The 25,202-nt window shown below is 69.8% G+C and carries 23 protein-coding genes and 1 pseudogene; 14 read left to right on the top strand and 10 right to left on the bottom strand.

Going from position 1 to position 25,202, the window contains the following annotated elements; translation table 11 throughout:
* Positions 1-8 precede the first annotated feature (8 nt).
* The 4 genes and pseudogenes from H343_RS32220 to H343_RS32210 all read left to right on the top strand — a co-directional run bounded on the left by H343_RS32220 (position 9) and on the right by H343_RS32210 (position 3,413).
* The gene (locus tag H343_RS32220; RefSeq protein WP_051265767.1) at positions 9-356 is read left to right on the top strand and encodes a hypothetical protein; all 348 of its coding nucleotides are present in this window, start codon (positions 9-11) and stop codon (positions 354-356) included.
* A 195-nt stretch (positions 357-551) separates the two neighbouring features.
* Positions 552-870: pseudogene (locus tag H343_RS34455) on the top strand (helix-turn-helix domain-containing protein); the annotation flags it as partial.
* A 113-nt stretch (positions 871-983) separates the two neighbouring features.
* Positions 984-1,340: a hypothetical protein gene (locus H343_RS32215; protein WP_199778977.1), complete on the top strand. Its 357-nt coding sequence runs from the start codon at positions 984-986 to the stop codon at positions 1,338-1,340.
* Positions 1,341-1,769: 429 nt separating this feature from the next.
* Positions 1,770-3,413, top strand: a complete 1,644-nt coding sequence (locus tag H343_RS32210; RefSeq protein ID WP_051265764.1) for an FAD-dependent oxidoreductase — start codon at positions 1,770-1,772, stop codon at positions 3,411-3,413.
* On the opposite strand, the gene H343_RS0122380 is transcribed toward H343_RS32210, so the two are convergent.
* A complete protein-coding gene (locus H343_RS0122380; RefSeq protein WP_028432965.1) occupies positions 3,403-3,810 on the bottom strand; it encodes a RidA family protein in 408 nt (135 codons plus the stop codon). The genes H343_RS32210 and H343_RS0122380 overlap by 11 nt on opposite strands.
* Before the next feature lie 166 nt (positions 3,811-3,976).
* Between H343_RS0122380 and H343_RS0122375 the strand changes: the two genes are divergently transcribed.
* The 3 genes from H343_RS0122375 to H343_RS0122365 all read left to right on the top strand — a co-directional run bounded on the left by H343_RS0122375 (position 3,977) and on the right by H343_RS0122365 (position 6,511).
* Entirely contained in the window at positions 3,977-4,357 is a 381-nt protein-coding gene (locus H343_RS0122375) for a winged helix-turn-helix transcriptional regulator (RefSeq protein ID WP_028432964.1), read from the top strand.
* A gap of 173 nt (positions 4,358-4,530) precedes the next feature.
* The gene (locus H343_RS0122370; RefSeq protein ID WP_028432963.1) at positions 4,531-5,367 is read left to right on the top strand and encodes an alpha/beta fold hydrolase; all 837 of its coding nucleotides are present in this window, start codon (positions 4,531-4,533) and stop codon (positions 5,365-5,367) included.
* A gap of 214 nt (positions 5,368-5,581) precedes the next feature.
* On the top strand, positions 5,582-6,511 hold the full coding sequence (locus tag H343_RS0122365) for an SAM-dependent methyltransferase (protein ID WP_028432962.1): 930 nt from the start codon (positions 5,582-5,584) through the stop codon (positions 6,509-6,511).
* Positions 6,512-6,568: 57 nt separating this feature from the next.
* Here H343_RS0122365 and H343_RS32205 read toward each other — a convergent pair whose 3' ends face one another.
* The 7 genes from H343_RS32205 to H343_RS32195 form a co-directional block, all read right to left on the bottom strand.
* The gene (locus H343_RS32205) at positions 6,569-7,393 is read right to left on the bottom strand and encodes an endonuclease/exonuclease/phosphatase family protein (RefSeq protein WP_158679597.1); all 825 of its coding nucleotides are present in this window, start codon (positions 7,391-7,393) and stop codon (positions 6,569-6,571) included.
* A gap of 180 nt (positions 7,394-7,573) precedes the next feature.
* On the bottom strand, positions 7,574-8,257 hold the full coding sequence (locus H343_RS0122355; RefSeq protein ID WP_028432961.1) for an HAD family acid phosphatase: 684 nt from the start codon (positions 8,255-8,257) through the stop codon (positions 7,574-7,576).
* 205 nt (positions 8,258-8,462) lie between these two features.
* Positions 8,463-9,419, bottom strand: a complete 957-nt coding sequence (locus tag H343_RS0122350; RefSeq protein ID WP_028432960.1) for a hypothetical protein — start codon at positions 9,417-9,419, stop codon at positions 8,463-8,465.
* Positions 9,416-10,357, bottom strand: coding sequence for an ABC transporter ATP-binding protein (locus tag H343_RS32200; RefSeq protein WP_037904736.1), 942 nt, complete (start codon positions 10,355-10,357; stop codon positions 9,416-9,418). Before H343_RS32200 ends, H343_RS0122350 begins: the two co-directional genes overlap by 4 nt.
* On the bottom strand, positions 10,354-10,758 hold the full coding sequence (locus H343_RS0122340; RefSeq protein WP_486587009.1) for a GntR family transcriptional regulator: 405 nt from the start codon (positions 10,756-10,758) through the stop codon (positions 10,354-10,356). The genes H343_RS32200 and H343_RS0122340 overlap by 4 nt, the downstream gene beginning before the upstream one ends.
* A 306-nt stretch (positions 10,759-11,064) precedes the next feature.
* Entirely contained in the window at positions 11,065-11,685 is a 621-nt protein-coding gene (locus H343_RS0122335; protein ID WP_028432958.1) for an L-threonylcarbamoyladenylate synthase, read from the bottom strand.
* Positions 11,686-11,838: 153 nt separating this feature from the next.
* Positions 11,839-12,969: an acyltransferase family protein gene (locus H343_RS32195; RefSeq protein ID WP_051265761.1), complete on the bottom strand. Its 1,131-nt coding sequence runs from the start codon at positions 12,967-12,969 to the stop codon at positions 11,839-11,841.
* Between the two features lie 345 nt (positions 12,970-13,314).
* Here H343_RS32195 and H343_RS32190 point away from each other — a divergent pair, with 345 nt between their 5' ends.
* The 6 genes from H343_RS32190 to H343_RS0122300 all read left to right on the top strand — a co-directional run bounded on the left by H343_RS32190 (position 13,315) and on the right by H343_RS0122300 (position 20,625).
* Complete coding sequence (locus H343_RS32190; RefSeq protein WP_037904734.1) at positions 13,315-13,677, top strand: SseB family protein; 363 nt, start codon at positions 13,315-13,317, stop codon at positions 13,675-13,677.
* On the top strand, positions 13,674-14,171 hold the full coding sequence (locus H343_RS32185) for a hypothetical protein (RefSeq protein WP_199778976.1): 498 nt from the start codon (positions 13,674-13,676) through the stop codon (positions 14,169-14,171). Before H343_RS32190 ends, H343_RS32185 begins: the two co-directional genes overlap by 4 nt.
* Complete coding sequence (locus H343_RS32180) at positions 14,168-18,601, top strand: DUF6531 domain-containing protein (protein WP_051265758.1); 4,434 nt, start codon at positions 14,168-14,170, stop codon at positions 18,599-18,601. Before H343_RS32185 ends, H343_RS32180 begins: the two co-directional genes overlap by 4 nt.
* 10 nt (positions 18,602-18,611) lie before the next feature.
* Positions 18,612-18,956 carry a hypothetical protein gene (locus H343_RS0122310; RefSeq protein WP_028432957.1) on the top strand — a complete coding sequence of 115 codons (345 nt, stop codon included), beginning with the start codon at positions 18,612-18,614 and terminating at the stop codon, positions 18,954-18,956.
* Positions 18,957-19,464: 508 nt separating this feature from the next.
* Positions 19,465-19,719, top strand: coding sequence for a hypothetical protein (locus tag H343_RS35365; protein WP_158679596.1), 255 nt, complete (start codon positions 19,465-19,467; stop codon positions 19,717-19,719).
* Between the two features lie 435 nt (positions 19,720-20,154).
* The gene (locus H343_RS0122300; RefSeq protein ID WP_028432955.1) at positions 20,155-20,625 is read left to right on the top strand and encodes a hypothetical protein; all 471 of its coding nucleotides are present in this window, start codon (positions 20,155-20,157) and stop codon (positions 20,623-20,625) included.
* A gap of 187 nt (positions 20,626-20,812) precedes the next feature.
* On the opposite strand, the gene H343_RS32175 is transcribed toward H343_RS0122300, so the two are convergent.
* Together H343_RS32175 and H343_RS0122290 are read right to left on the bottom strand one after the other, a co-directional pair.
* Positions 20,813-21,298 (bottom strand): VOC family protein, encoded by a 486-nt coding sequence (locus tag H343_RS32175; protein ID WP_078506027.1) that lies wholly within the window; start codon positions 21,296-21,298, stop codon positions 20,813-20,815.
* The gene (locus H343_RS0122290) at positions 21,295-22,206 is read right to left on the bottom strand and encodes a helix-turn-helix domain-containing protein (RefSeq protein ID WP_078506026.1); all 912 of its coding nucleotides are present in this window, start codon (positions 22,204-22,206) and stop codon (positions 21,295-21,297) included. Before H343_RS0122290 ends, H343_RS32175 begins: the two co-directional genes overlap by 4 nt.
* A gap of 230 nt (positions 22,207-22,436) precedes the next feature.
* Between H343_RS0122290 and H343_RS0122285 the strand changes: the two genes are divergently transcribed.
* Positions 22,437-25,202 (top strand): SpoIIE family protein phosphatase/ATP-binding protein (locus H343_RS0122285; protein ID WP_078506025.1); only part of this gene is annotated, 2,766 nt, incomplete at its 3' end.

The raw sequence follows: 25,202 nt of genomic DNA, 5'->3' as shown, positions 1-25,202 counted from the left end.
GCACTGCGATGAAGACGGATCGGGTCGGGGCAGAGGTTGAGGACGCGGGCTGCCTGTGCTGGGTCTACGGCATCCCGCTGGTGATTCTGAATACCGCTACTGCAGGCATGTGCTACTACGCTCTGACCATCCAGCCGCAGGGACGATGGGACGACGACGCACTTACCGGCATCGAGGTGGCCTGCATGCTCGGTCTCGCGGGCTCCGTTCTCGTCCTCGCGCTGACCGTGCCCGCTGTGGTGAAACGCGTGATGAACCGATGGTGGCTCGCGCCCCCTGTGGTCATGCTGCTCCTCGCTGCAGGGAAGCTCGCGTACGTAATGCACCACTATCCCGTCACCCCCTCCGCTCCCTGAGCCGCCTTGCGATGGAATGCGACCGGCCGGGCCGTACGCCCCTCCCGAGCACGAGCAGGTCACGTTGTACAGTGAGGTGTTTCCAACCTGACGCGGCGGGTGGGTAGTTGGGTGGAGCAGCGGTGTCCGGACAAGAAGAAGCTCCTGGTAGACGGGTTCACGACCAAGATCGCCTGTCCCACCAGGAGCTTCCGCGTGCTTGTCTACCCGTCCGGCGTCGATGTGTCCACCTCGACCCTGCGCTACCTCTCCGCCCGCCTTCGCGCCCGGCGCCACGAGATGGGGACACGATGGCAGCAGCTGTCTGCCGGACGGCAGACCCTGCTCGTCCTGGCCCATCTGCGGTGCGGCCACACCTACGCCCAACTCGCGGCTGGCTTCGGCGTCAGTACCACCACCGCCTACCGGTACATCGCCGAAGCGGTCCGAGGTCCTGGCCGCCCTCGCCCCGACTCTCGCCCAAGCCATGCAGACCGCCTCGGCCAAGGCGTTCGTGATCCTGGACGGCACGGTGCGCCACGAGGCGCTTGATGACCGGGCGGAGGTGAAAGGACCCCGCCGCCGGACTGTCGCAGCAGTCCGGTTGAAGCTGAGGGCAGCCTGCCAGGAGAAGAACCTCTCGCCCGGGTGATCGGCATCCACAATCTCGCGCTGCGCCCCGATGTCCGAGCAGATACCTTCGAAACCTTCATCGCTGAAAATCATCACCGCATCGAGGACTATCCCGACTGGAAATTCCGCCTGCTGAAAGGCGAGCGCGGAAACCGGCTGGATCAGTATGTAGTGCTGATGGAGATTGCCAGCCTCGCAGCGCTCCATGCGTTCTATCCTGATGCGGACATCGCGACTGATGAGGCTGCTGTATTCGCCAAGAACTATCGCGACACGAAGCAGATGTACGAGGAATGGAAGCAACTGGCTTCGTTCTCCGGCTCACCGCAGATCTACACCGATTACCTGTCGGTGGCGGAAAGCCTGAACTGACGCAAGTGAGGTGATCTCACCCCGGTGTGAACACGCCGATGCCGGCTTTCCTGAGGCGAGCCTCGAAGATCAGGGGCTCACCTCGGGCTATTGCGGGCAGGTCAGGAGACTGCCCGAGTCGCGGAAAGCTTGCGAGCCCTTCCTCCTTCTCTTCCCCCAGCGTCCAACCGTCCGGCTACGCCTCAGCGCGCTGCCGGTGGAGGCCGACGGCCGACTCGTGGGACGCATGCTGCGGGAGATGCCCCGTCGGAACAACCCGTCGCGGCGCGGCGGGAGTTCACCTGGGCAGAGCGCGGCGACATGACGCCGGCCGCACCCGCGACTATGGCTGGTTTCCCGGTAGGTGACACGCCGAGGGTGCCGCTTGGGTGGAGGGCGGGGGAACTTGGGCAGCGGAGGGCGGGAGGACCGCCCGGAGGGGGATGACGCGTGTACGACTACATCATCGTGGGTGCCGGCTCGGCGGGGTGCGTACTGGCGGCCCGGCTGACGGAGGACGAGGACGTGCGGGTCCTGCTCCTCGAAGCCGGTCCCCCGGACGACGCACCGGAGATCCATGTCCCGGCGGCCTTCGGCAAGTTGTTCCAGACGCAGTACGACTGGAGCTATCTGAGCGCCTGCGAGCCGGGCCTGGACGGGCGCCGACGGTTCCTGCCCCGGGGCCGGATGCTCGGCGGTTCGTCCTCGATGAACGCGATGATCTACATCCGCGGCAACCGGCGCGACTACGACGCCTGGTCCGCCGCCGGAGCCGACGGGTGGAGCTGGCGCGACGTCCTGCCGTACTTCCTGCGTGCCGAGGACTTCCGGGGCCCCGCCGCACCGCCACGGGAAACGGTGTCCGCCGGAGCCGCGAAGTCCGACGGGTCCGACGGCGCGCCCCCGCACGCCACCGGCGGCCCCCTCACAGTCAGCGAGGGCCGCTCCCGGCACCCCCTGACGGCCGCCTGGGTGACCGCCGCCCAGGAGGCCGGTCACTTCTGGACCGCCGACTTCAACGGTCCGGAGCAGGACGGCGTCGGCCACTACCACCTCACCCAGCGCGACGGCATGCGGTGCAGCGCCGCCGTCGCCTATCTGCGGCCCGCTCTGGGCCGTGCGAACCTCGAGGTCCGCACCGGCGTCCGCTGCACCCGCGTCCTGTTCGACGGCGACCGCGCCACCGGCGTCGAGGTGGACTTGGGCGGCGAGTTGCAGCAGGTGCACGCCGAGCGGGAGGTGGTGCTGTCGGCCGGCGCGTACAACTCGCCGCAGCTGCTGATGCTTTCCGGCATCGGCGTGGCGGGCGAGCTGGCGGCACTGGGCATCACGCCCCGGGTGGACCTGCCTGTGGGAGAGAACCTCCAGGACCACCCGCACGCAGGGCTCAGCTACCTGACCGACACCGAGTCGCTGATGACTGCCGAATCACCGGAGAACCTGCGGCTGTTGGAGACCGAGGGACGCGGCCCGCTGACCTCCAACGTCGGTGAGGCCGGCGGTTTCGTCCGTACGCGGGAGGGGCTGGACGCTCCGGACGTCCAACTGCACGCCACGCCCGTGATGTTCCACGAGGAGGGCATCAGCCCGGTCACCGACCACGCCTTCATGTTCGGCGCGGCACTGCTGACACCCACCAGCCGCGGCAAGGTCTCCCTGCGCTCGGCCCTCCCCGGCGCCGCGCCGCACATCCTGCACAACTACCTCGCCACCGAGGACGATCGGGCCACGATGGCCCGGGCGCTGCGGATGCTGCTGGACATCGCCGACCGGCCCGCCCTGCGCAAGCACCGCCGGGCGGACTTCCGCGTTCCGCGCTCCGCCCGCGACGCGGACCTGCTGGACTTCGCACAGCGCGAGGTGCAGACCCTCTACCACCCGGCGGGCACCTGCCCCATGGGCCCCGTCCTCGACTCCCGGCTCAGGGTGCACGGGGTGACCGGCCTGCGCGTGGTGGACGCCTCCGTGATGCCGACCGTCGTCCGCGGCAACACCAACGCCCCCACGATCATGATCGCGGAGCGGGCGGCGGACCTCATCCGCGGCCTGGAACCGCTCCGCTCCCCGGACGGAGCAGACGCGCTCAGTCGATGACGGCGGTGGCCTCGACCTCGACCAGATGGCCGGGGTCGGCCAGTGCCGCGACGCCGAGCAGCGTGCCCGGCGGCACCGGGGTGCTCCCCAGTTTCGCGGACGCCCGCTCGACGCCCTCCAGGAACAGCGGCATCTTCCCGGGCGTCCAGTCGACGACGTGGACGGTCAGCTTCGCCACGTCGTCGAAGGAGCCGCCGACCCCGGCCAGGGCGGTGGCGATGTTCAGATAGCACTGCTCGACCTGGGCGGCGAGGTCGCCCTCGCCGACGGTGACCCCGTCGGCGTTCCAGGCGACCTGTCCGGCGACGAAGACCAGCTTCGAGCCGGTCGCGACCGACACCTGCCGGTAGGCGTCGATCTCCGGCAGTCCCTCGGGGTTCACCAGGGTGATGGCCATGTCGCCTGCTTCCTTGTCGCGAGAGTGTCGGGAGGGCGCCGGGAGTACCCGAGGGCTCGCTCCCACGGGACTTGGCACCCGACATACTCTCTTGTGGGTACTCGGGAACCGTAGGAGAGTGTCCGCTGACGTGGAAGAACGCACTTTTGAGTGACGGGGGAACTTCATGGTGACCAAGCAGGTCAAGGGCTCGTCCGGCGAAGGGGATCTGACGCGCGCGGACTCCCTGGCGCGGGAGATCTTCTCCGACGTCGCCAACAAGTGGGCGTTCCTGATCATCGAGACCCTCGGCGAACGCACCCTGCGCTTCAGCGAACTGCGCAACCAGATCGAGGGCATCAGCCACAAGATGCTGACGCAGAACCTGCGGATGCTGGAGCGCAACGGCCTGGTCGAGCGGGAGGTGCACGCCACGGTGCCGCCGCGGGTCGAGTACACCCTCACCGGGCCCGGCCAGGGCCTGCGCGCGACCGTCGACGGGATGTGCGCCTGGACCCAGCAACACCTCGGCCACATCGAGGCGTCCCGCCACCGCTTCGACGGCTGAGGGGGGTCGGCGGCCGGCCGGCTGCCGGAACCGGTGCGCAACCGGCGGGCCGCGCGCGGCAGTTCCCCCTGCCGCGCGCCCGTCACCGGCCGTCGGCCGGTCGCGGGGCGGCTAGGCTCTCGACTGGAGCGATCCATCAAGTCACGAAGAGTCAACGGCCACGAGGAGGCCCCGTGCCCGAGGTGTCGCTGTCGGCGGGAACGATCACCTACGAGGACACCGGCGGCGACGGCGGGACGCTGGTCCTGCTGCACGGGCTGATCATGGACAGCTCCGTCTGGCGCGAGGTCGTCCCCCGACTGACCCCCGGCAGACGGTGCGTCACCCCCACCCTGCCGCTCGGCTCCCACCGCACCCCGATGCACGCGGACGCCGATCTGTCGCTGCGCGGCATGGCGTTGCTGGTGGCGGAGTTCCTGGAACGGCTCGACCTGCGGGACGTCACCCTGGTGCTCAACGACTGGGGAGGCGCCCAACTGCTGCTCTCCGAGGGGCGGACCGAGCGCATCGGCCGTCTCGTGCTGACCGCGTGCGAGGCCTTCGACAACTATCCGCCGGGGCTGCCGGGCCGCGCCGTCCACCTCGCGTGCCGGGTGCCCGGCGGACTCAAACTCACCATGGAGGGGCTGCGGTTCAAGGCGGCGCGCCGGGCGCCGGGCGGGTGGGGGTGGATGAGCAAGCGTCCTGTGCCGGACGAGGTCATGGACGCCTGGTTCGAACCGGCGCGCACAAGCCGGGAGATCCGGCGCGACCTCGCCAAGTACGTCCTGTCCGTGCCCGACAGGGCGACACTGCTGGACGCGGCGGAACGCATGCGCTCGTTCGACGGGCAGGTGCTGGTGGTGTGGGCGACGGAGGACAGGCTGATGCCGCGCGAGCACGGCCGCCGGCTCGCCGGACTCTTCAACGACGCCCGGCTGGTGGAGATCGACGACAGCTACACCCTGCTCCCCTTCGACCAGCCGGAACAACTGGCCGGACTGCTGAGGGAGTTCAGCTCCGCCCGCTGACGGCGCCGGCGCCCGGGACGGCCCACTCCCGGCCGCGGGTCCTGCCCGGCCCCCGCGTGCGGCAGGGGCCGAAAACCGATTAGTTGCCTGTGCGCACCATCTATTAGTGTGCGGCCCGGCCGCCTCCTGTGCAGCCGCCGGGCCGCGCTTCCCGCCGCCCCTCGGCCTGCCGGCGGCGGCGCACCAGTCACGCCTGTGAGCACGGAGGTGTTCGTTGAGTACGGACCAGCAGTGGGACATCGTCACCGGAGTCGGCCTGACCGCTCTCGCGGTGGCCGCAGGCAGAGCCGCCGAGTCCGCCCGTCCGGACGCGCTGATCGCCGACCCCTACGCGTCCCGGCTCGTCGCCGCGGCCCGCCCCTCGACGGCCTTCCCGCTCCCCGGCGTTCCCGGCCTCTCCGAAGGCCCCGACAGCTCCGACGGCTCCGGCCGCTCCGACGGGCAGGACCCGCAGGGCCCGGACGAGGAGCTGTGGACCGCCACCTCCGACTACATCGGCCTGCGCTCACGGGTCTTCGACGACTACTTCCAGCGCGCCTCCGCAGCCGGCGTCACCCAGGTGGTGATCCTCGCCTCCGGGCTCGACACCCGCGCGTACCGGCTGCCCTGGCCGTCCGGCACCGTCTGCTTCGAGATCGACCAGCCGGCCGTGCTCGCCTTCAAGGCGGACACACTGCGCGAGGAAGGCGCCGTCCCCGGCTGCGCCCACCACCCCGTGCCGGTCGATCTGCGCCACGACTGGGGCGCCGCGCTGGAGGCGGCGGGCTTCGCTCCGTCCCGGCCGACGGCGTGGCTCGCCGAGGGCCTGCTGCCGTACCTGCCGCCCGACGCCGAGAGCCGGCTCCTGCGGGAGGTCACCCGCCTCTCGGCCGCCGGCAGCCGGCTGGCCGTCGAACGGATCGACGACGTGACGGGCCTGCTCGGCGATCCGCTCCTCCGGGAACGCGCGGGCGGCTTCGGTCTCGACCTCCCCGCCCTCTTCCCCGAGGGGGAACGCGAACCCGTGGAGGATCAACTGACCGCTCTGGGATGGCAACTGGACCACCGCTCCATACCCGACAGCGCCGAGGCCCTCGACCGTCCACGGCCCGCACTGCCGATGCTCGCCGAGCACGTCACCCACACCTTCGGCCAACTCCCCTGACGCGGCGGCCGGTCGGGCGGGGCGGCTCCGGCCGTCAGACCGCCCCGGCCGGCCGCGTCACGCTCCGTCCTCCGCGCCGAGGTGCAGGGTCGCCTGCACCGGGAAGTGGTCGCTGGGGAACTGCCCCTCCGGGGCGAAGGTGTTGATCCGCGCGGAGAGGGTGCGGAAGCCGGGCGAGGTGAGGATCCAGTCGATGCGCGGCCCCGGCCGCGCACCCCGGTAGTCGTGCCAGGTGCGGTGCTCCTCGCCGCGCTGCTGAGGTGGCGCGGCGGTCCAGGAGTCGGTCAGTCCGCCCTCCGCCAGCAGCGTTCCGTGGACGCCGCCCGGCGCGCCGTCCGCCGGGGCGTTGAAGTCGCCCGTCACCACGCACGGCAGTTCCGGGTCGAAGGGCGGCAGCGGCGGCCGCGGATCGTGCGTCTGCTGGACGAGCAGCCGGGCGCCGGCAAGCCGCGCCTCCTCACTGACGTTGTCCAGGTGGGTGTTGAGCGCGTAGAACTCCCTCCCGTCGGCGAGGTCGCGGAAGCGCACCCAGGTGACCATCCGGGGCGAGCCGGCGCCGGGCCACAACTCCCCCACGGCATACGGGTCCTCGGCGATCCAGAAGTGCTCGTACTCGACGGGCTCCAGCCGGGCGGTGTCGAAGAAGACGGCCATGAACTCGCCGCGGCTGCCTCCCTCCCGGCCCGCCCCGATCCAGTCGTAGGACGCCCCGGTCTGCCGCAAGTCCGCGTGGATGTCGCGCAGCTGCCGGTACTTGCCTTCCTGGGTGCCCAGCACATGCGGCAACTCCCGTGCGAGCAGCGCCGCCACGGCCGGACGGCGGCGCGGCCAGGAGTGGGGCACCGCGGGGTCGTACTCGGGGAAGCGGAGGTTGAACGTCATGACGCGAAGGTCCATGCCGACATCCGTATCACCGGCGGCACGGACACGGGCGGCTGCGGCACCGGGTACCCGTAATCCGGGTCACCCGACCGCGCGCCGCCCCGGGCCGGACGTCGCAGCAACGCGGCCCGGGGCGGCGGGGAGAGCGGGACGCCGGGAGACCGGGAAGCCCGGCGTCCGTCAGGACAGGTCGCCGTCGTAGTCCGGGAGTTTGAAGGTCTTCTCGGCGTGGCCGCCGACGATGTCCGTGGGGCTGTTCCCGATGTTGGCGATGATCGTGTAGCCCTTGGACTCGATCTCGGCGCGCTTTGCGGTCTTGTACTTGCTGACCTCGTCGAAGAGGTCGGGCAGGTCCCGCACGTACAGACCGTCGACCGGGAAGCCGGCCTCGTCGAGGTTCCACTCGGTCAGCGAGTAGATGATGCCGGGCCGCGCGGTGACGAAGTAGACGGCCACACCACGGGATTTGGCGTACTTCGCGAGCCCGAGGGTCTGCTCCATCGCGGGTGTCGGCAGCTCCCACAGCGGGTGGAAGTCCGTCTCCAGCGAGGTGTTGTCGATGTCGAGGACGATCGCCATCTTCTCGCCCCCGCCCTGCGAGATGCGCTGTTCGAGGTAGGGGCGGGCGGTGTCCGTGACGGCGGTGACGTCGCGCTGCCAGGTGTCGTAGTCGACGTCGGCCGAGCCGTCGTGGCCCTCTCCGCGCGGCTCGGCCTCGGCCACGGCGGCGGTACGGGGCGCGGACTGCGGGGCGGCCGGTTCGGGGGCGGCCAGGGCGGGGGCCGCACCGGTGAGGGTCATCGTCACCGCGGTCGCCCCGGCGACGCACACCGCCATCCGGGTCTTCAAGTTACGTCCATGCATGGGGGGTTCACTCCTGAGTCGCAGAGCCACAGGGGGTCGGCCCGTCACCGGTACGGCGAAGGGCCGTCGGCATGTTCGCGTCTCATCATGAACACAAGGGAACGCTCCGACTACCGGTCGGTAGGATGACATGTTCTACGTCATCCGAACGGACACCCAGGACGGCCGGACGCACACCGGGGCGAGCCGACACCGCGGCCAGCCGCTACGGCACACGGCGCCGGAGCAGCCAGAAGGCTGCTGCGGCGGCCAGCACGGCCAGTACGAGGACGAACCCCGTCTCGGTGAGCTGCGCGGGCCAGTAGTGGGAGGCCGGCCGGGCGCCGAGGCAGGCGTCGACGGAGTACTTGTGGTCGGCCTGGTCCCACTGGCAGGGCCGCACGGCGAAGCCGAACGGCCCCTCCCCCTTGCCCGTCTCGGTCTCCGCGGGCCAGATCCGGGTGCGCCACGGGTCGATGAGCCAGGAGGTGCCCCAGGTGGCGACGGCTCCCACGGCGAGCGCGGCCAGCGGGCCGCGCGTGAGGAAGGCGGCGAGTGCGCCGGCCGCCAGGCCCAGCGACACGTGGGCGAGGACCGCGGGCCCGACGGCGAAGTAGAGGTCGTTGGTCTCGTAGCCGGCGGAGAGCAGCTTGTGGGCGCCCGCCCAGTCCAGGAGCGAGCGGAGCTGGAGGACGAGGAGGCCGGTGCCGGCGGCGAGGAGGACGGCGGGAGCGGCCAGCTTCTCCGCAAGCCAGCGGACAGGGCTGACGGACTGCGTCCAGGCCAGCTCCGCCGTGCCGTTCTCCAGTTCGCGCGCGATCAGTGCGCCACCGGCCCAAGCGGCAATGACGGGCGCGAGATTGCGCAGAAGCACCGCCACGTTCTCGACCCCGGCCCCGAAGAGGCGCAGGGCGATCGCGCCGTCCTCCCAGAAGGGCATCTGGTTGCAGGGGCGTTGACCGGGGGTGCCGCAGCCTGCCTGGTACTGGGCCGCTTCCGTCCCGTACGGGCCGAAGCGCAGCCAGAGCATGACCGCCGCCGTGATCACCACGAAGGCCGCCCATGTCCACACCGCGGCGCGGTGCAGCCTCAGCAGCGTCCAGAGCTGCCGGCTGACGGTGCCCGCACCGCCTGCGGGCGGTCGGACGGACGGGCCGGAACGGGGGGTGGTGGTGCTGCTCATGCGGCGTTCTCCTGCGGTCGGGCGCTCTGCGGGCGCTGTACGGACGAGGGGGTGGCTGCCTCGGTGAGGAAGGGCGGGGCGGTGGTGTTGCGGAGGTGGGCCAGGAGGACTTCCTCCTGCGTGGGGCGCTCGGCGAACCGTTCGTCGGACGGTTCGCCGAGCGGCCGGACGAGCGCGGCGGTACCCCGGCCGGCGGGACGCTCGTCGATCACGGTGTGCGCGCCGGTGTCCAGGGCGGAGGTGCCGGTGAGCAGCGTGTGCGCTGCCACCACTTCCTCGATCTCGCCGCCCAGCCGCAGCCGGCCTCCGGCGACGAGGAGGAGAAAGTCGCAGGAGCCCTCCAGTTCGGCGATGACGTGCGACGACATCACGATGCTGGTCCCGTGTTCGGATGCGGCCGACATCAGCGCTCCCGTCAACTGCCTCCGGGCCAGCGGGTCGAGGTCGGCCATCGGCTCGTCCAGCAGCATCAGCTCGGCCTGCTTGCCGAAGGCGAGGGCGAGCGCCACCCGGGTGCGCTGTCCTCCTGAGAGGGAGCGGACCCTGGCGGCGGGGTCGAGTCCACCGTGGCCGTAGGCGATGCGTTCGGCGGCCTGCTGGTCCCAGCGGCCGGAGGAGCGGTTGAGTTCGGCGCCGTGGCGCAGTGTGTCGGCGACGGAGAGCTGAGGGTGGAGCGGCTTGGCCTGGGCGACGTGGGCGACGCGGTCGCGGGCCTCGACGGGAGTGCGTCCGAGCACCGTCAGAGTGCCGGCAGTCGGACGCAGCAGGCCGGAAGCGAGCCTGAGCAGGGTCGACTTGCCCGCGCCGTTCGGGCCGACCAGGGCGCACACGCGCCCCTGCGGGAGCCGGAAGGCGCAGTCGTCCAGGACCTTCTTTTTCCCTCGTGAGTACGACATGGCAAGGCCGGTCGCCTCCAGGGCGGCCACGGTTCGGGTCATGGGGTCTCCTGCGGGAGGTGTTTGTTCAGCACGGAGTCGAAGAGGGCCGCCAAGTCCTCCCGGTCCAGGCCGTCTTCGCGGGCACGGACCATCCAGTCCTCCAGTTCGGCACGGTAGGGGGAGTCGGCGGCCGGCGAGGTGCCCAGCGACTCCCGTACGAACGTGCCGAGTCCGCGGCGTGCTTCGACCAGCCCTTCACGCTCGAGTTCGCGGTATGCCTTGAGGACGGTGTTGGGGTTGATGGCCGTCGCCTCGACGACTTCGCGGGCGGTGGGCAGTTGGTCGCCGGGCTGCAGCAGGCCCAGACGCAGCGCCTGCCTGGCCTGCTGGACGATCTGCCAGTACGTGGCGACACCGCTGCGGCGGTCGATTCGGAACTGGATCGTTCCTGCTGGGGTCACGCACCGCACCCTTTCACTAATTGAGTAGTGAAAGGGTGCATGGCGAGGGTGCGGACGTCAAGCGTCAAGTCCCTCTGAAAGCCCTCGCATCGGACACGGAGGCGTGCCACCCCGGGCACGGTGACCACCGGTGAGCATGTCGTCGAGAGGTGACCGGCGCACCCGTCCGCGCCGCCGTACAAGCAGACGGAGCCGCCGTGGTTCCCGGACCCTCGTCCGGGAACCACGGCGGCTCCGCCGGTGGACCGCGCTCAGGGCACGGCACGCGTCAAGGCACGCCGGACGCCCTTCGGCGCGAGAGGACGGTTACTCGAACCGCGCGATGTCTCCCGCGCCCCGGCGTACGATCTCGACGTCGCCGGCGGAGAAGTCGATGACGGTGGTCGGCTCCGTGCCGCAGTCACCCGAGTCGATCACGGCGTCCACCACGTGGTCGAGCCGCTCCTTGATCTCCCAGCCCTGCGTCAGCGGCTCCTCCTCGTCGGGCAGCAGCAGCGTGCTGGAGAGCAGCGGTTCGCCGAGCTCGGCGAGCAGCGCCTGCGTGACGACATGGTCGGGGATGCGGACCCCGACCGTCTTCTTCTTCGGATGCAGCATCTGCCTCGGCACCTCCTTGGTCGCGGGGAGGATGAAGGTGTAACTGCCGGGCGTCGCCGCCTTGATCGCGCGGAAGACGTCGTTGTCGATCTGGACGAACTGCCCGAGCTGCGCGAAGTTCTCACACACGAGGGTGAAGTGGTGCCGGTCGTCGAGGTTGCGGATCGACCGGATGCGGCTGATGCCGTCACGGCTGCCCAGCTGGCATCCCAGTGCGAAGCAGGAGTCCGTCGGGTACGCGATGAGTGAGCCGGAGCGGATACTCTCGGCCACGGTTCCGATGGTGCGGCGCTGCGGGTTCTCGGGGTGCACGTCGAAGTACTTCGCCATCCACCGACCCTACGCGACCGCGACGCCGGCGCTCAGGCGAAAGACGCCCGGCGACGGGAGGGCTACGCACCGCCGCCGTCAGCCGGGGCGCCGTGGTCCCGGCCGGCTCTGAGGGGCCGGGGCAGGGCAGAGCCCCTGGGGCCTTGATCCCTCCTACCGGCCCACGGCCGTCGCGCCGCTCCGCTCCCCGCCGTACGTTCCCTCGGCGTCCGGGAGTTGAGAGGGAGCGGATTCCGGCCGCCGTGCCGGGAGGTGACTCCCACCGGCCGGCTCCCGCGCGTACAGCCACGGCAGCCGCGGCTGCACCAGCGGTCTCGCCAGCCACCGCACCGGAGGCGAGGCAAGCGCAGCGGCCAGGGCGCAGCCGAGGACGAGGACGGCGAGCTGCTCCGGCCACGGGCCCACCCACGTCAGGCCGGTGAAGTGGAAGAGACCGCGCAGGAGGAGGGGATGCAGCAGGTAGACGAAGAGGCCCCCGGAACCCAGGTACGTCACCAGGGGCAGCTGCCGTCCCGGCACCAGCCGGACGAAGCTCAGGGCGATCAGTGCCGCGCACACCAGCACCGCCCCCCGCAGACCCCACGCCCACACCGGGGCGAAGGACGGCATGTCCTGGTACGGGGTCTGCATGCCCAGCCAGCTCGTTTCGATGCCGTACCGGAGGAACCAGCCCGCCGTCGCCGTCGCCGCCAGCACCCCGGCCGCCGCGTGCCGGGACCAGGACGCGCGCAGGAGCTCGTCCGCAAGACCCTGGCGCAGCTTCCAGCCCAGGAGGAAGAAGGGGAGGAAGGTGACCGTGCGGGAGGCGGAGAAGGTGTGGGTGAAGTCGTCGAGGTAGCCGACGGCGAGAGCGGCGACGAACGCGTTCGCCAGCGGGTACCGGAGCACGGCGAGGTACGGCAGCAGCAGCCGCCACACGAACAGCGACAGCAGGAACCACAGACCCCAGGCGGGTTTGGAGGTGAAGAACTTCCACTCGCCCTCCAGCAGCCGGACCTGCGCCGTGTGCAGCAGGCCGATCAGCAGGTACGGCGCCAGCACCCCTTCCGTGAGCCGGCGCAGCTCCAGCGCCCCGAGTGGCCCGGCGCTGCTGAAGTACCCGGCCACGAGGACGAACACGGGGACCCGCATCGCCCAGCTCGCGATGTACAGCCATCGCAACCCGTCGATGTGGCCGAGAGGTTCGATCATGTGCCCGACCAGGACGAGCGTGCCGGACAGGAAGCGGATGTTGTCCCAGTGCGGGTCGCGTGCCCTCCCCCGCCGTGCTGCTGTTCCGCGCACCGTACGGCCGCGGGAGGCGGCCTCCTGCCGCTCCCGCCCATGGCGTGTGCCTACCCGGATGGCGACGTCACCTCTCCCGCGATTCCACAGCAGTTGCCCGGGGGACGCTAAGGGCGCCACCTTCAGGGGACGTGGCCCCACGGTGAGCCCCGGATGAACACGGGCGCTCCCGCCGGTGCCGACTGCGGGCGGCGAACCGGTAGCGGGGCACGAACTGCGGGCGTGGGCCGAAGCCTTCCCGCCCTGCCGCCGGCCCGATACCGGCTCGAGGACGCCCGTACATGCGTGGAATCATGCTGCGCAGGGTTCCGGGGGGAACCGGTGCGGTGCGACTGGGGGGGTTCGATGACACTGCGGGATCTGGTGCGCCGTGAGGTGACCGCACGGATGTCGCCCGAGGATCGGCTGGACACGGCGCGGGCGATGCGGCTGTATTTCCAGCGGCCCGAAGACCCGGGCTTCTTGGTGTCCGAGACCGAAGCCGGCCCCGTGGTGCCGGTGTTCACATCCTGGGAGCGGCTGGCGCTGTTCGCCGGTGCGTGTGCATGGGCGTCCACCACGCTCGCCGATCTGGTGGAGCTGCTGCCCGCGGGAGTCCGCCCGCTGATCGATCCGCTGGGACCGCGTCCGGTGCTGCTGGACGTGGAAGCACTGCGGGGCATCGAGTCGGGCGGCGAAGAGTCGGCAGACGGGGGAAGTGAGCAGTGACAAGTCGTGACGCGATAGACGGCCGTCAGCCCGGGGGCACCACGAACTCCGAAGGAGCTCCGCGGCCGGGCGACGGCTACAGGATCGAGATCGCTTCGGTGCGCAGGATGCTCGACCCGCTGGAGGAGTCGGTCGTTGCCGCACGCAAGATCAAGGGCGACTGGAAGTCGCTGTCCGAACTGATTCAGAATTCGGCAACGTTCGAGATCGAGGTCTCGGCGAAGAAGGTGCTGTCTTCGTGGGGTTTTGCCATGGGGCGCGTGGCGGAGCACACGGACGCCGTCGTCGAACGTCTGGATCAGACGATCGCGGCCTACGTCCTGGCTGATGTGCTCGGCGTCAAGCATTTCACGCCGACCGAGGACAACATCGCCAAGCTCCCGGTCGGCGAGGCCGGGAAGTGGGCCTGGGACCAGGGAGTCAGGCCCGAGTTCGACCCACCGCGCAAGATCATGCAGGAGCCCTGGCCCGAAGAGGACGGGCCGGTCGCATGAGCTCACGTGACGCCGTGGACGGGGGCACGCGGGAGCGCATACCGCCGCACAGCGAACCGGGTGACGTCATCTTCGGCAAGCCCGCTGACGTGGACGAACTGGTACGCAAACTGCGTGCTTACGCAGGGGCTTTCAAGGAGGGCCGCGAACAGCTGGACGTCCTGGAGACCAAGGACTGGTCCGGCGAAGGGGCGGGAGCCTTCGAGCGGGCGACGGAGAAGCTACCGGGTGAACTGGAGTCCGCACACAAGTACTTCGGCGCGGCGGCGAACGCCCTGGACGCCTACGCCGAAAAGCTCCGCTCCGTCCACAAGCGCTGCAAGCCCCTCATCGAGGACGTGGACGAGGCGCGGGCCGCCTCCAAGCGGCACTGGAAGAAGGTCACGGACTACAACGACGCCGTAGAGCGTCAGGACGAGGTGCTGCCAGAGCGTCCGCCGGAGGACGACCCGGGCGTGGCCGCGATGAACGCCTGCCACGCCCGCCTGGACAAACTGGAAGCGGAGCTGCAGGGGGTCGTCGACTCCGCCAAGGCCAAACTCGACAAGGCGGCGGAGAAGGCTCCGGACAAACCGGAGGGGTGGGAGGCCGTCAAGCAGAAGGGCTCCGACTTCGTCGACGGCTTCAAGGACGGCGTCGGCGGAATCCTGGAAGGCTTCGAACCGCTGGCCGACGGTGACTTCAAGGGCGTCGGCATGCAGTTGGCCGGCGTGGCGGACGGTGCCGCCTACGCGGCCCAGAATCCCAAGGAGTTCGCCAAGGCGGCCGTCAACTGGGACGAGTGGAGCCGCAATCCAGCTCGCGCGGCCGGGCAGCTCTCCCCGGAGGTGCTACTCGCCCTGGCCTCGGGGGGTGCCGGTGCGCTGCGACGTGGAGGGGCCGCCGCGAAGGAGGCTGCGGAGCGCCTCAGCAACCGGGAGAAGGGGCTGGGCCGGGACGGCAGCGCCCGGGACCGCGCCGACGGCGAGCCGGGCAAGCACGACAAGCAGGACCGCGAAAGGAGTAAGGCGGGCGAGCCCATCGACGTCGCCACCGGCGAGATGGTCATGTCCGCCACGGACGTCTCCCTGCCCGGCGCCATGCCTCTGACGCTGACGCGCAACTACGTCTCGGGGCATCCGTGCGGGGGCTGGTTCGGCCGCACCTGGGCCGCCACCCTCGACCAGCGTCTCGAGCTCGACGACAGCGGCCTCGTCTACATCTCCGACGACGGCATGCTGCTGACCTACCCCGTCCCCGAACCGGACGTGCCAACTCTCCCCGCCAGCGGCCCGCGCTGGCCCGTGTGCTGGGACGGCAAGCCCGACGGCACCATGACGCTCACTGTCCCGGAGCAGGGCCGCACCCTGCACTTCACGCGATTGCCGACCGGTGGACGCGAACTGGCACTTCAGGCGATCACCGACCGCAACGGGCACAGCATCACCGTCGGCTATGACGCCGGCGGCACTCCCGAGGAGATCGTCCACTCCGGGGGCTACCGCATAGCCGTCGACACCGACCCGGCACTGCTGCGCATCACCGCCCTGCGCCTGCTGGCCAACCGGCAGGACAACGGCAGTCGGAACGGCCAGGGCACGACCCTGGTGTCCTTCGGCTACGACACGGTCGGCGATCTCACGGAGGTCGTCAACTCCACGGGCGAGCCACTGCGTTACACCTACGACGACGAGCACCGCCTCACGTCCTGGACGGACCGCAACGGCACGACGTTCGCCTACGTCTACGACCACCGCGGACGTGTCCTGCGCACCGTCGGCTCCGACGGCATGATGTCCGGCCGCTTCCACTACGACGGCGCCTCCCGCACCACCGCCTACACCGACTCACTGGGCAACCGCACCACGTACGTCTACAACGAGGCGTACAAGGTGATTTCGGAGACCGATCCTCTCGGCCACACCACGCACACGGCGTGGGACGAGACCAACCGCCACCCCCTCGCCGTCACCGACGCACTGGGCCGTACCACCCGCTACACCTACGACGAGGACGGGCACCTGACCGCGGTGGAACTGCCGGACGGCACCACCGCCACGGCCGCCTACAACGAACTCGGCCTCCCTCAGCAGATACGCGAACCCGACGGCGCGGTGTGGCGCCACACCTACTCCCCCGAAGGCAACCGGACCTCCACCATCGACCCCGCCGGTGCAGAAACCCGTTACTCCTACGACGGCAGGGGCCATCTGGCCGCCATCACCGACGCCCTGGGCCACACCACCACCCTCACCACCGACCCGGCGGGTCTCCCCCTCACCCTCACCGACCCGCTCGGACACACCACACGGGTCCGCCGTGGCCCGCACGGCCGCATCACCGCCCTCACCAACTCCTTGGGACACACCACCCGGCAGGGCTGGACCATCGAGGGCAGACCCGCCTGGAGGCAGCGCCCCGACGGCACCCGCGAGACCTGGGAATGGGACGGCGAAGGCAACCTCGTCACCCACACCGACGAGGCCGGGAACACCACCGAGTACACCCACACCCACTTCGACCTGCCCGCCAGCCGCACCGACCCCGACGGCACGCGCTACGCCTTCACCTACGACACCGAACTACGCCTCGCCACGGTCACCAACCCCCAGAACAAGCAGTGGAGTTACGCGTACGACGCCGCAGGCCGCCTGACCTCTGAGACGGACTTCAACGGCGCTACCCGCACCTACGACGTCGACGCGACCGGACAACTCCTCGCCCGGACCAACGGCATGGGCGAAACCCTGCACTACACGCACGACCTCATGGGCAGGCCCGTCGAGCAGCACGATGAAGCCACCGGCGAAGTGACCACCTACACCTACGACACCGTCGGCAGCCTGCTCCACGCGGCCAACGCCGACACGTGGATCACACTCGAACGCGACCGGCTCGGCCGCATCCTGACCGAAACGGTCAACGGAGCGACCTCGTCCTACGCCTACGACGCCCTGGGCCGGCGCACACGCCGCACCACACCCTCCGGCCTCACATCGACCTGGACCTACGACGCGGCGGGCCGGCCGACCCGTCTCGCCACTGACCACGGCGCGCTCTCCTTCACCCACGACGCCGCCGGCCACGAAACACAACGCCACATCGAAGGTGTCGTGCACGAGCCCGACGTGACCCACGAGTCCACCGGCCTCACCTTCACCCAGGACTGGGACCCCACCGGCCGCCTCACCACCCAGACACTCCACTCCCGGGCCCAGGAACTCCTCCAGCACCGCAGGTACCGCTACCGCCCTGACGGCTACGTCACAGAGATCCGCGAACTGACCTCCGGCACAAGCCACTTCGAACTCGACCCCGTCGGCCGCGTAACCGGCGTCCAGGCACACGGCTGGAGCGAGACCTACGCCTACGACACCGCCGGCAACCAGACCCACGCCGAGGCACCTGACCACCCCTCCCCCGGCGAACGCACCCACGACGGCACCCTCCTGCGAAGCGCCGGCCGCACCGCCTATACGCACGACGCCGCAGGCCGTCTGACCAGCAGGACCCGGAAACTCCTCAACGGCCGCTCCCGCACCTGGACCTACACCTGGAACGCCCAGGACCGCCTCGCCACAGCGACCACGCCGGACGGTGAACGCTGGAGCTACACCTACGACCCACTGGGCCGCCGCATCACCAAGACCGGCCCGAGCGGCACCACTCTCACCTTCACCTGGGACGGCACACGCCTGGCCGAACAAGCTGCCCTCGACGGCGCGACCATCACCTGGGACCACGCCCCCGGCACCCACCGCCCCCTGACACAGACCGACCACACCGCCCCACGCCCCGAGCCCGGCACCTCCCGAATCACCGGCCTGGAACAGGGCACGCCGCCCCGCTTCCACGCCGTCCTCACCGACCCCACCGGCACCCCCACCGAACTGGTCACCCCACAAGGCCACATCGCCTGGCAGCACCGCACCACCCTCTGGGGCACCCGCCTCCCCTCCCCCGCAGGCGAGGTGTATTGCCCCATCCGCTTCCCCGGCCAGTACCACGACCCCGAAACCGGCCTCCACTACAACTACTTCCGCTACTACGACCCCGAAACCGCCCGCTACATCACCCCCGACCCCCTCGGCCTCACTCCCGCCCCCAACCACCACACCTACGTCCACAACCCACACGTGTGGGGGGATCCTCTGGGGTTGGCAAAATGCTCAGCAAGAGTGCGAGGGGAGTTCAGTGATCTGCCAAACGGAAGTTCGAGTCGCACCAAGCTTGTCGATACAGCTGAGGATCTAAGAGGGCTCTTTGAGGGCTGGACAGAGGGCGCCGAAAAACTTCCACCTCGCGGCCCTAAGATTCCGGAGGTGTACAAACTTGATGACGGGACGATCGTCCAATGGAGGACTTCCTCCACGTCTGGCGGTGAGACCATCGACTTGGTGTACCCGGAAAGCAATAAACCGCGAAAAGTCCACATTCACACAACACAATAGGGGAGTCCATATGGAACCCTTCATGATTTCGCTCGTAAGGGAATTGCTCCTCGAAGGAGAAGAGGACTGGGTGATGGTCGACTCACTCATCGGAACTGCCGAAGAATACGTCGACGTTCACGGTGGCGATTTCAAGACCCTCTCTCTAGACCTCTTGAGGGAAATCCTCACCAAACAACTGATGAATATCGGCAATCTCGGCGAAACCGGGTTTGAAGCCTGGTCATGCACCGTCGACGAGTCCGTCGACAGGTTCAAGGAGGGCTGCGACGCCTATAACTGGAAGCCCATGGGTGCACTGTGGTGGTTGGCGAATACAGAATCAGGAGAGGAGTGGTTGCGTTCGCACCGGTAGGGAGATGTGGAACGTCTTGCCGACGAGATCGCCGCTCATGCGGATGAAAAGAGTCGAAGCATTCCGGGAGTTGACGATCTGGACGTCGCAACGCATCTCGAGGATTCAATGTCCGGCTCACAGGGGCACCGCCTCCGAGACACTCCGGGCGGCGTACCCAAGTGGCCTGGCGAGATGACGAATCCGGCACCATGGTAATTCGCAAGAGAGATGCTGGTACTTTCATTCGGCCGGACGACGGCTACAGTTGCTTCCTGCGTCAGTTGAATGAGTAGGAATAGTTTGAAAAGACAGTCGAGCACTCCAGTGACAGATCAAACACTTGCTGAACTGACCCCACGTAGATACGAATCGTGTGGCGGAGCGAGACAAGGAGCGGTTGGAGGTAGAGCGCAGTAGGGTAGCCCCCATATATTGCGGCAAAAATGACCGCTCCAATGCACTCAGTCAGCAATATCCTGCAAGAGTGGGAAAACTGATCAATGCCATGGAGCACGACTGAGAATCCGTGGACTACCTCAATGATGACTACATCTATGCGCTCAATGTGCGTGCCGCGCTCGGAGAGGTACTCAATGAGCTGAAGCCAAATCCTCCACAAACCCTGGTGGAAGCCCTTAGCACGCTCGATCGCCGATTCCTGGATCAAACGATTCAAGAGGACCCCGGAGGAGCAGGCGCAATTGAACCCTATTTGACGCCCATGACTGACCGCGCCCCAGAGTGGCTGTGGAATCGGCGTCCTCGAACCCCCTTCTGGTAGGCAGACCGCCGGTCCTGGCGCGCGGCACTCAGCCGCTCCAGCAGGGATCCTGCCCCAAAGGGCAACTCAGAGGGGGCGGAATGCAGGGCTGCCACAGAGTCCGGACTCGGATTCGAGACGACGACGGTCGTCGAACTCCGCCCTGCGGCCCAGACCGCCCGTGCTCGTGCGTCACTTTCCCCGCAGCGCCGCCAGGATGGCTCAAAATCCCCCCAGGCCCCCTTGCGCTCGCCCGCTTCACGCGTATCAATGGCATCGCGCGAACTGACCGGCCATCAGACACTGTGGCGCCCCGGAGTGCGGCCCGAGCCGCGGACCGCTCGCGTTCCTGGAGACCACAGCGCGCAGGCACCCCCCACACCGCGTTCCTCGCGCGTCAGACGTGACGTGACGAAGCGGTGGTCATGCAACTCCCTTCAAGCGGAAGGCACTTCCATGGGACGCAGCAGACCGGCTCTCGCAACAGCACTCGGCACGGCGGTACTCGCGGCGGGCGCGCTGGCGTTCGCTCCGACCGCGTCCGCCGTCGACCCCACGACGGCGACCGTTTCGGCCGACTGCGGAAGCGCGGGCGCAGGCGAGGCCACGCTCACCGCCACACAGGACGGAACCGCCGCGACGATCACCCTCTCCTCGTCGGCGGTCAAGGCCCCGATCGACGTGGGCGCCGGCTCCGTCAGCACCACGCTCACCCTCTCGAAGAACGGCACCGACACCGCGACCTTCACCGGAGACTCCAACCCGGCGATGGCGGCCGGGGACGACGTGAACTCCGGCCCGCTGGACGGGACCGTCGCCGCGGGCGACGTCCTGGAGGCACAGTCGGTGGAGTTGGTGATCTTCGGGGTCATCACGGTGAGCTGCACCGCCACTTCACCCCAGTCGCCCGGACCGTTCACCTTCTGAGTCAGCTCAGGCAGCTCAGGCAGCAGGGGTGACTCAAGACAGCTCAGCCGGCTCAGGAAACCGAAACATCTCAGGCCGCTGAGCAGTCGCGCACCAGGAAAGCGGCGGGGCGGCGTCCGCGCCGCCCCGCTCGCCCACCCGACGGCCAGGACGCCCGCTCAGGACGCCCGCTCAGGGCCGGCTCGGCTCAGGTCGTCGGCTCGCCGCGGTAGATGCCGAAGCACCAGAGGTTGCCCTCCGGGTCCCTGATGATGAACTGCCGGTTCCCGTACTCCTCGTCCGTCAGGCCCCGTTCGATGGTCACGCCGGCCGCCTTCACCCTCTCGAAGAGGCCGTCGACGTCGTCGGTGACGACGTAGCAGGCGAACGCTCCCGGGTTCCAGACCCCCTCGCCGTCCGGCTTCTTCGACCCGAGCATCACGCCTCCTCCCTCGGGCCAGTCGAGCTGCGCATGGGCCACCAGGTCACCGTCGGTGTAGACGGCGGTACGGCGGAAGCCGATCTTCTCCACCAGGAAGCCGATCAGTGCGGGAGCGTCGTCCGCCTGGAGCGTGGGCCAGACGGTCGGTGCGGGGACGCGCGGGGTGGAGGTCCCACCCTTCGCCCCACCACCCGATCCCGTGGCGTTCGTGGCGTTCGTGGCGTTCGTGGCGTTCGTCGGGGAATTGTTCATGCGTCCCACTCTTCACCGCCGCTGCCGCCCCCGGCTTGGATATTCCGGTGCTCCTCGGCGAGCCATCCCGTCGGGCTCAGCCCCGTGAACTGCCGGAAGTCCCGCACCAGGTGCGAGTGGTCGAAGAATCCGCACCGCGCCGCGATCCGCGACAGGTCGGGCGGCGCCCCGCACGCGACCGCCGAGGTCACCTCCCGCCGTGCCCGCTCGAACCGCATCAGCCGGCTGATCTGCTTGGGGCCCGCCCCGACCTCCCGTGCGAAGACGGCGGTCAGCTGCCGCCGGCTCAGTGCCACGTGCCGTGCCATGCCGTCCAGGGAGCCGGCTCCGCGGTGCCGGGCCATCCACGTCCACGCCTCAGCCACCTCCGGACGTACTTCCGCGCGACGCCCGGCGTCGTCCGCCCGTCGCCGGAGGTAGGTGGTGAGGATCTCGAAGCGCCGCGTCCAGTCACGCTGTTCCAGCAACCGCTCGTGGATCTCCACGGCAGCGTGGCCCAGTACGGCGTCGCCGCGTCCGGCCGTCTCGGTCAGCTCACTCGCGGGAACTCCGAACAGCGCACGCGCCGCGAGCGGATGGACCGCCAGTTGCAGACCGGTCTCGTGGCCGGGCTGGTTGATGTACACGGGCCGGTCGTGCAGTCCGCCGAGGACGATCTCCGTGCTGAAGGCGTCGCGGGAGCACGCCTGCTCCGGGCTCTCGCCGCCCACGACGGGGCCTTCGAGGGAGAAGATCAGCGTCAGGTACGGCGAGGGCAGCCCCCGGTGCAGCCCGGGGGCCGCACCCTCGGACCGGTACCCGACGGTGGAGGCCACCATCGCGCCCAGAGTCCTCGGGGCAGACACGAACTCGACGAATCCGTCCGCCGTCGATGCGGCGGTGCTCTGCCCTTCCCGTCCGGGGCTCATGGGGCCAGTGTAGGAAGTGCAGGCCGCGGGCGGCCCCTCACGTATGTGCCTCGTCTCCCGACCCGTACCGTCCCGTCCTTCTCCGCTCCGTTCCGGTCTCCACTCCCTCCCGCGCTCCGGCCCGCCCCCCGAAATCCCGGCCACGTAGCGCTGCGGACTGGCCCTGTGACGCTTCGCCCGCGAGGATCGGTGCTGACACCACTTTCACCGAAGGGTGGGACAGGGCAGACATGGGCATCGCCGGACTGCTGGACCGGCTCAGGGCCGTGCGCCCTCGTGCCGGCCTCCGGTACCGGCGGCGCCCGGACGAAGAGCGCGAGTCGCCGGAGCCCGCGGCGCCGCCCGTGTCACCCGGGCGACGCCGGCGGCCGGCTCCCGGTGAGCGAAGCGTCGCCCGCCAGGTCTTCCTCTCGCAGATCGTCATCGTGCTGCTGCTCGTCCTCGCTGCGGCGGCGGCCCTCGTGCTTCAGGCCCGGACCGACCGCACCCAGGCCGCGCGCGACCAGTCACTGGCCGTCGCCGAGACCTTCGCCAACTCGCCGGGGGTACTGCGGGCGCTGAGGTCACCCGACCCGACAGCGGTCCTCCAGCCGCGTGCCGAGGCCGCCCGGAAAGGCTCGGGCGTCGACTTCGTCGTGGTCACCGACACGGACGGCATCCGCTTCACGCACCCCATCAGGAACCGGATCGGGAAGAAGTTCGTCGGGACCATCGCGCCCGCCCAGAGGGGCGGGGTGCAGATCGAGACGATCGAGGGGACGATCGGCCGCATCGTCCAGGTCGTCGTTCCGGTGAAGCGTGCCGACGGCTCCGTCGCGGGCCTCGTCTCGGCGGGGATCAAGGTCGAGAGGGTCAGCGGTGCGGTGAACCGGCAGCTGCCGATCGTCCTCGGTGCCGCGGCTGTCGCGCTGGGCCTCGCCACGGGTGGGACGGCGCTGGTGAGCAGGAGGCTGCGCAGGCAGACCCACGGCCTGGGTGCACCGGAGATGACCCGGATGTACGAGCACCACGACGCCGTCCTGCACGCCGTCCACGAGGGCGTGGTCATCGTCAGCGGCAGCGGCCGCCTGCTGCTGGCCAACGACGAGGCGACCCGTCTGCTCGGTCTCCCCGCCGACGCGCAGGGACGCCAGGTCACCGAACTGGGCCTGGAGACCCGTACGGCGGAGCTGCTGGCCTCGGGACGCGTCGCCACCGACGAGGTGCTGCCGGCCGGCGACCGGCTGCTCGCTGTCAACAGCCGCTCCACCGACCGCGCCGGAGGTCCGCCGGGCTGGGTCGCCACGTTCCGGGACTCCACCGAGCTGCGCCTTCTCTCCGACCGGGTCGACGTCACACGCAGACGCCTCCGGCTGCTCTACGACGCCAGCGGCAGCATCGGCACCACCCTGGACGTCACCCGCACAGCAGAGGAGCTGGCCCAGGTCGCCGTGCCCCGCTTCGCCGACTTCGTCACCGTCGACCTGGCCGATCCCGTGCTGCGCGGGGACGAACCACCTCCCTGCACCGGCGGCGACACAGGCGGCGGCACCGGCATGCGCCGCACCGCCCTCAGCGGAATCCGCGACGACCCTCCCCTCTTCGCCGTCGGTGACCTGATCAGATTCGTCCCGTCCTCGCCGCAGGCCCGGAGCTTCGGCAGCGGCCGGGCGGTGCTGGAGCCCCGCCTGGACGATTCGCCGGGGTGGAAGGCGGTGGCTCCGGAGCGTGCCGCGCGGGTCGTCGAGTACGGCATCCACTCGCTGATCGCCGCTCCGCTGCGCGCCCGCGGCGTACTGCTCGGAGTGGTGAATTTCTGGCGCTCCGAGAAGCCCGGCCCCTTCGAGGAGGACGATCTCTCCCTCGCCTCCGAACTGGCCGCCCGCGCCGCGGTGAGCATCGACAACGCCCGCCGCTACACGCGCGAGCACGAGATGGCCGTCACGCTGCAGCGCAGCCTGCTTCCCCGCGCGCTGCCCGTCCAGAGCGCCGTCGAGGTCGCCTCCCGCTACCTGCCGGCCCAGGCGGGCGTGGGCGGCGACTGGTTCGACGTCATCCCGCTGCCGGGCGCGCGCGTCGCGCTGCTCATGGGCGACGTCGTCGGCCACGGCCTGCACGCCGCCGCGACCATGGGACGTCTGCGCACGGCGGTCCACAACTTCTCCGCACTCGATGTGCCGCCGGAGGAACTGCTGGGGCATCTGGACGAGTTGGTCGCCCGCATCGACCAGGACGGTGCCGAGGCGGGGGACGGTACCGCCATCACCGGCGCGACGTGCCTCTACGCCATCTACGACCCGGCATCCGGACGCTGCGTGATGGCCAGGGCCGGACACCCGGCTCCCGCCCTCGTGGGCCCCGACGGCACCGTGGAGTGGCTCTCCGTACCGCCCGGTCCGCCCCTGGGCATCGGTGGCCTGCCCTTCGGATCGGCGGAGTTCCCGCTGGAGGAGGGCAGCCGTCTGGTGCTCTACACCGACGGGCTCGTCGAGCGCCGTGGCCAGGACATCGACGCGGGGCTCACGCAGCTCAGGGACGTACTGGAACACGCGCCCCCGGCGCCCGGGGCGACGTGCGACGCGGTGCTGGAGGCGATGCTTCCCGCGCGTCAGGGCGACGACATCGCGCTGATCGTCGCCCGCACACGGAAGCTGGAGCCGGCACAGGTCGCCGAGTGGGACGTGGCCTCCGACCCCGCGGCCGTGGCGGGCGTACGGGCCGACGTCACACGGAAGCTGGAGGAATGGGGACTGGAGGACGTCGGCTTCGTCACCGAACTGATCCTCAGCGAACTGATCACCAACGCCATCCGCTACGGCACCGGCCCCATCCGCGTACGCCTGCTGCGCGACCGCGCCCTGATCTGCGAGGTCTCCGACACCAGCAGCACCTCACCCCACCTGCGCTACGCCGCCACCACCGACGAGGGCGGACGCGGCCTCTTCCTCGTCGCACAGTTCGCGGAACGCTGGGGCACCCGCTACACCGCCGAAGGCAAGGTCATCTGGACCGAACAG

Source organism: Streptomyces sp. TAA204 (assembly GCF_000424965.1).
Note: the sequence above shows the minus strand (reverse complement) of the source record. Positions and strands in the feature narration are given on the sequence as shown.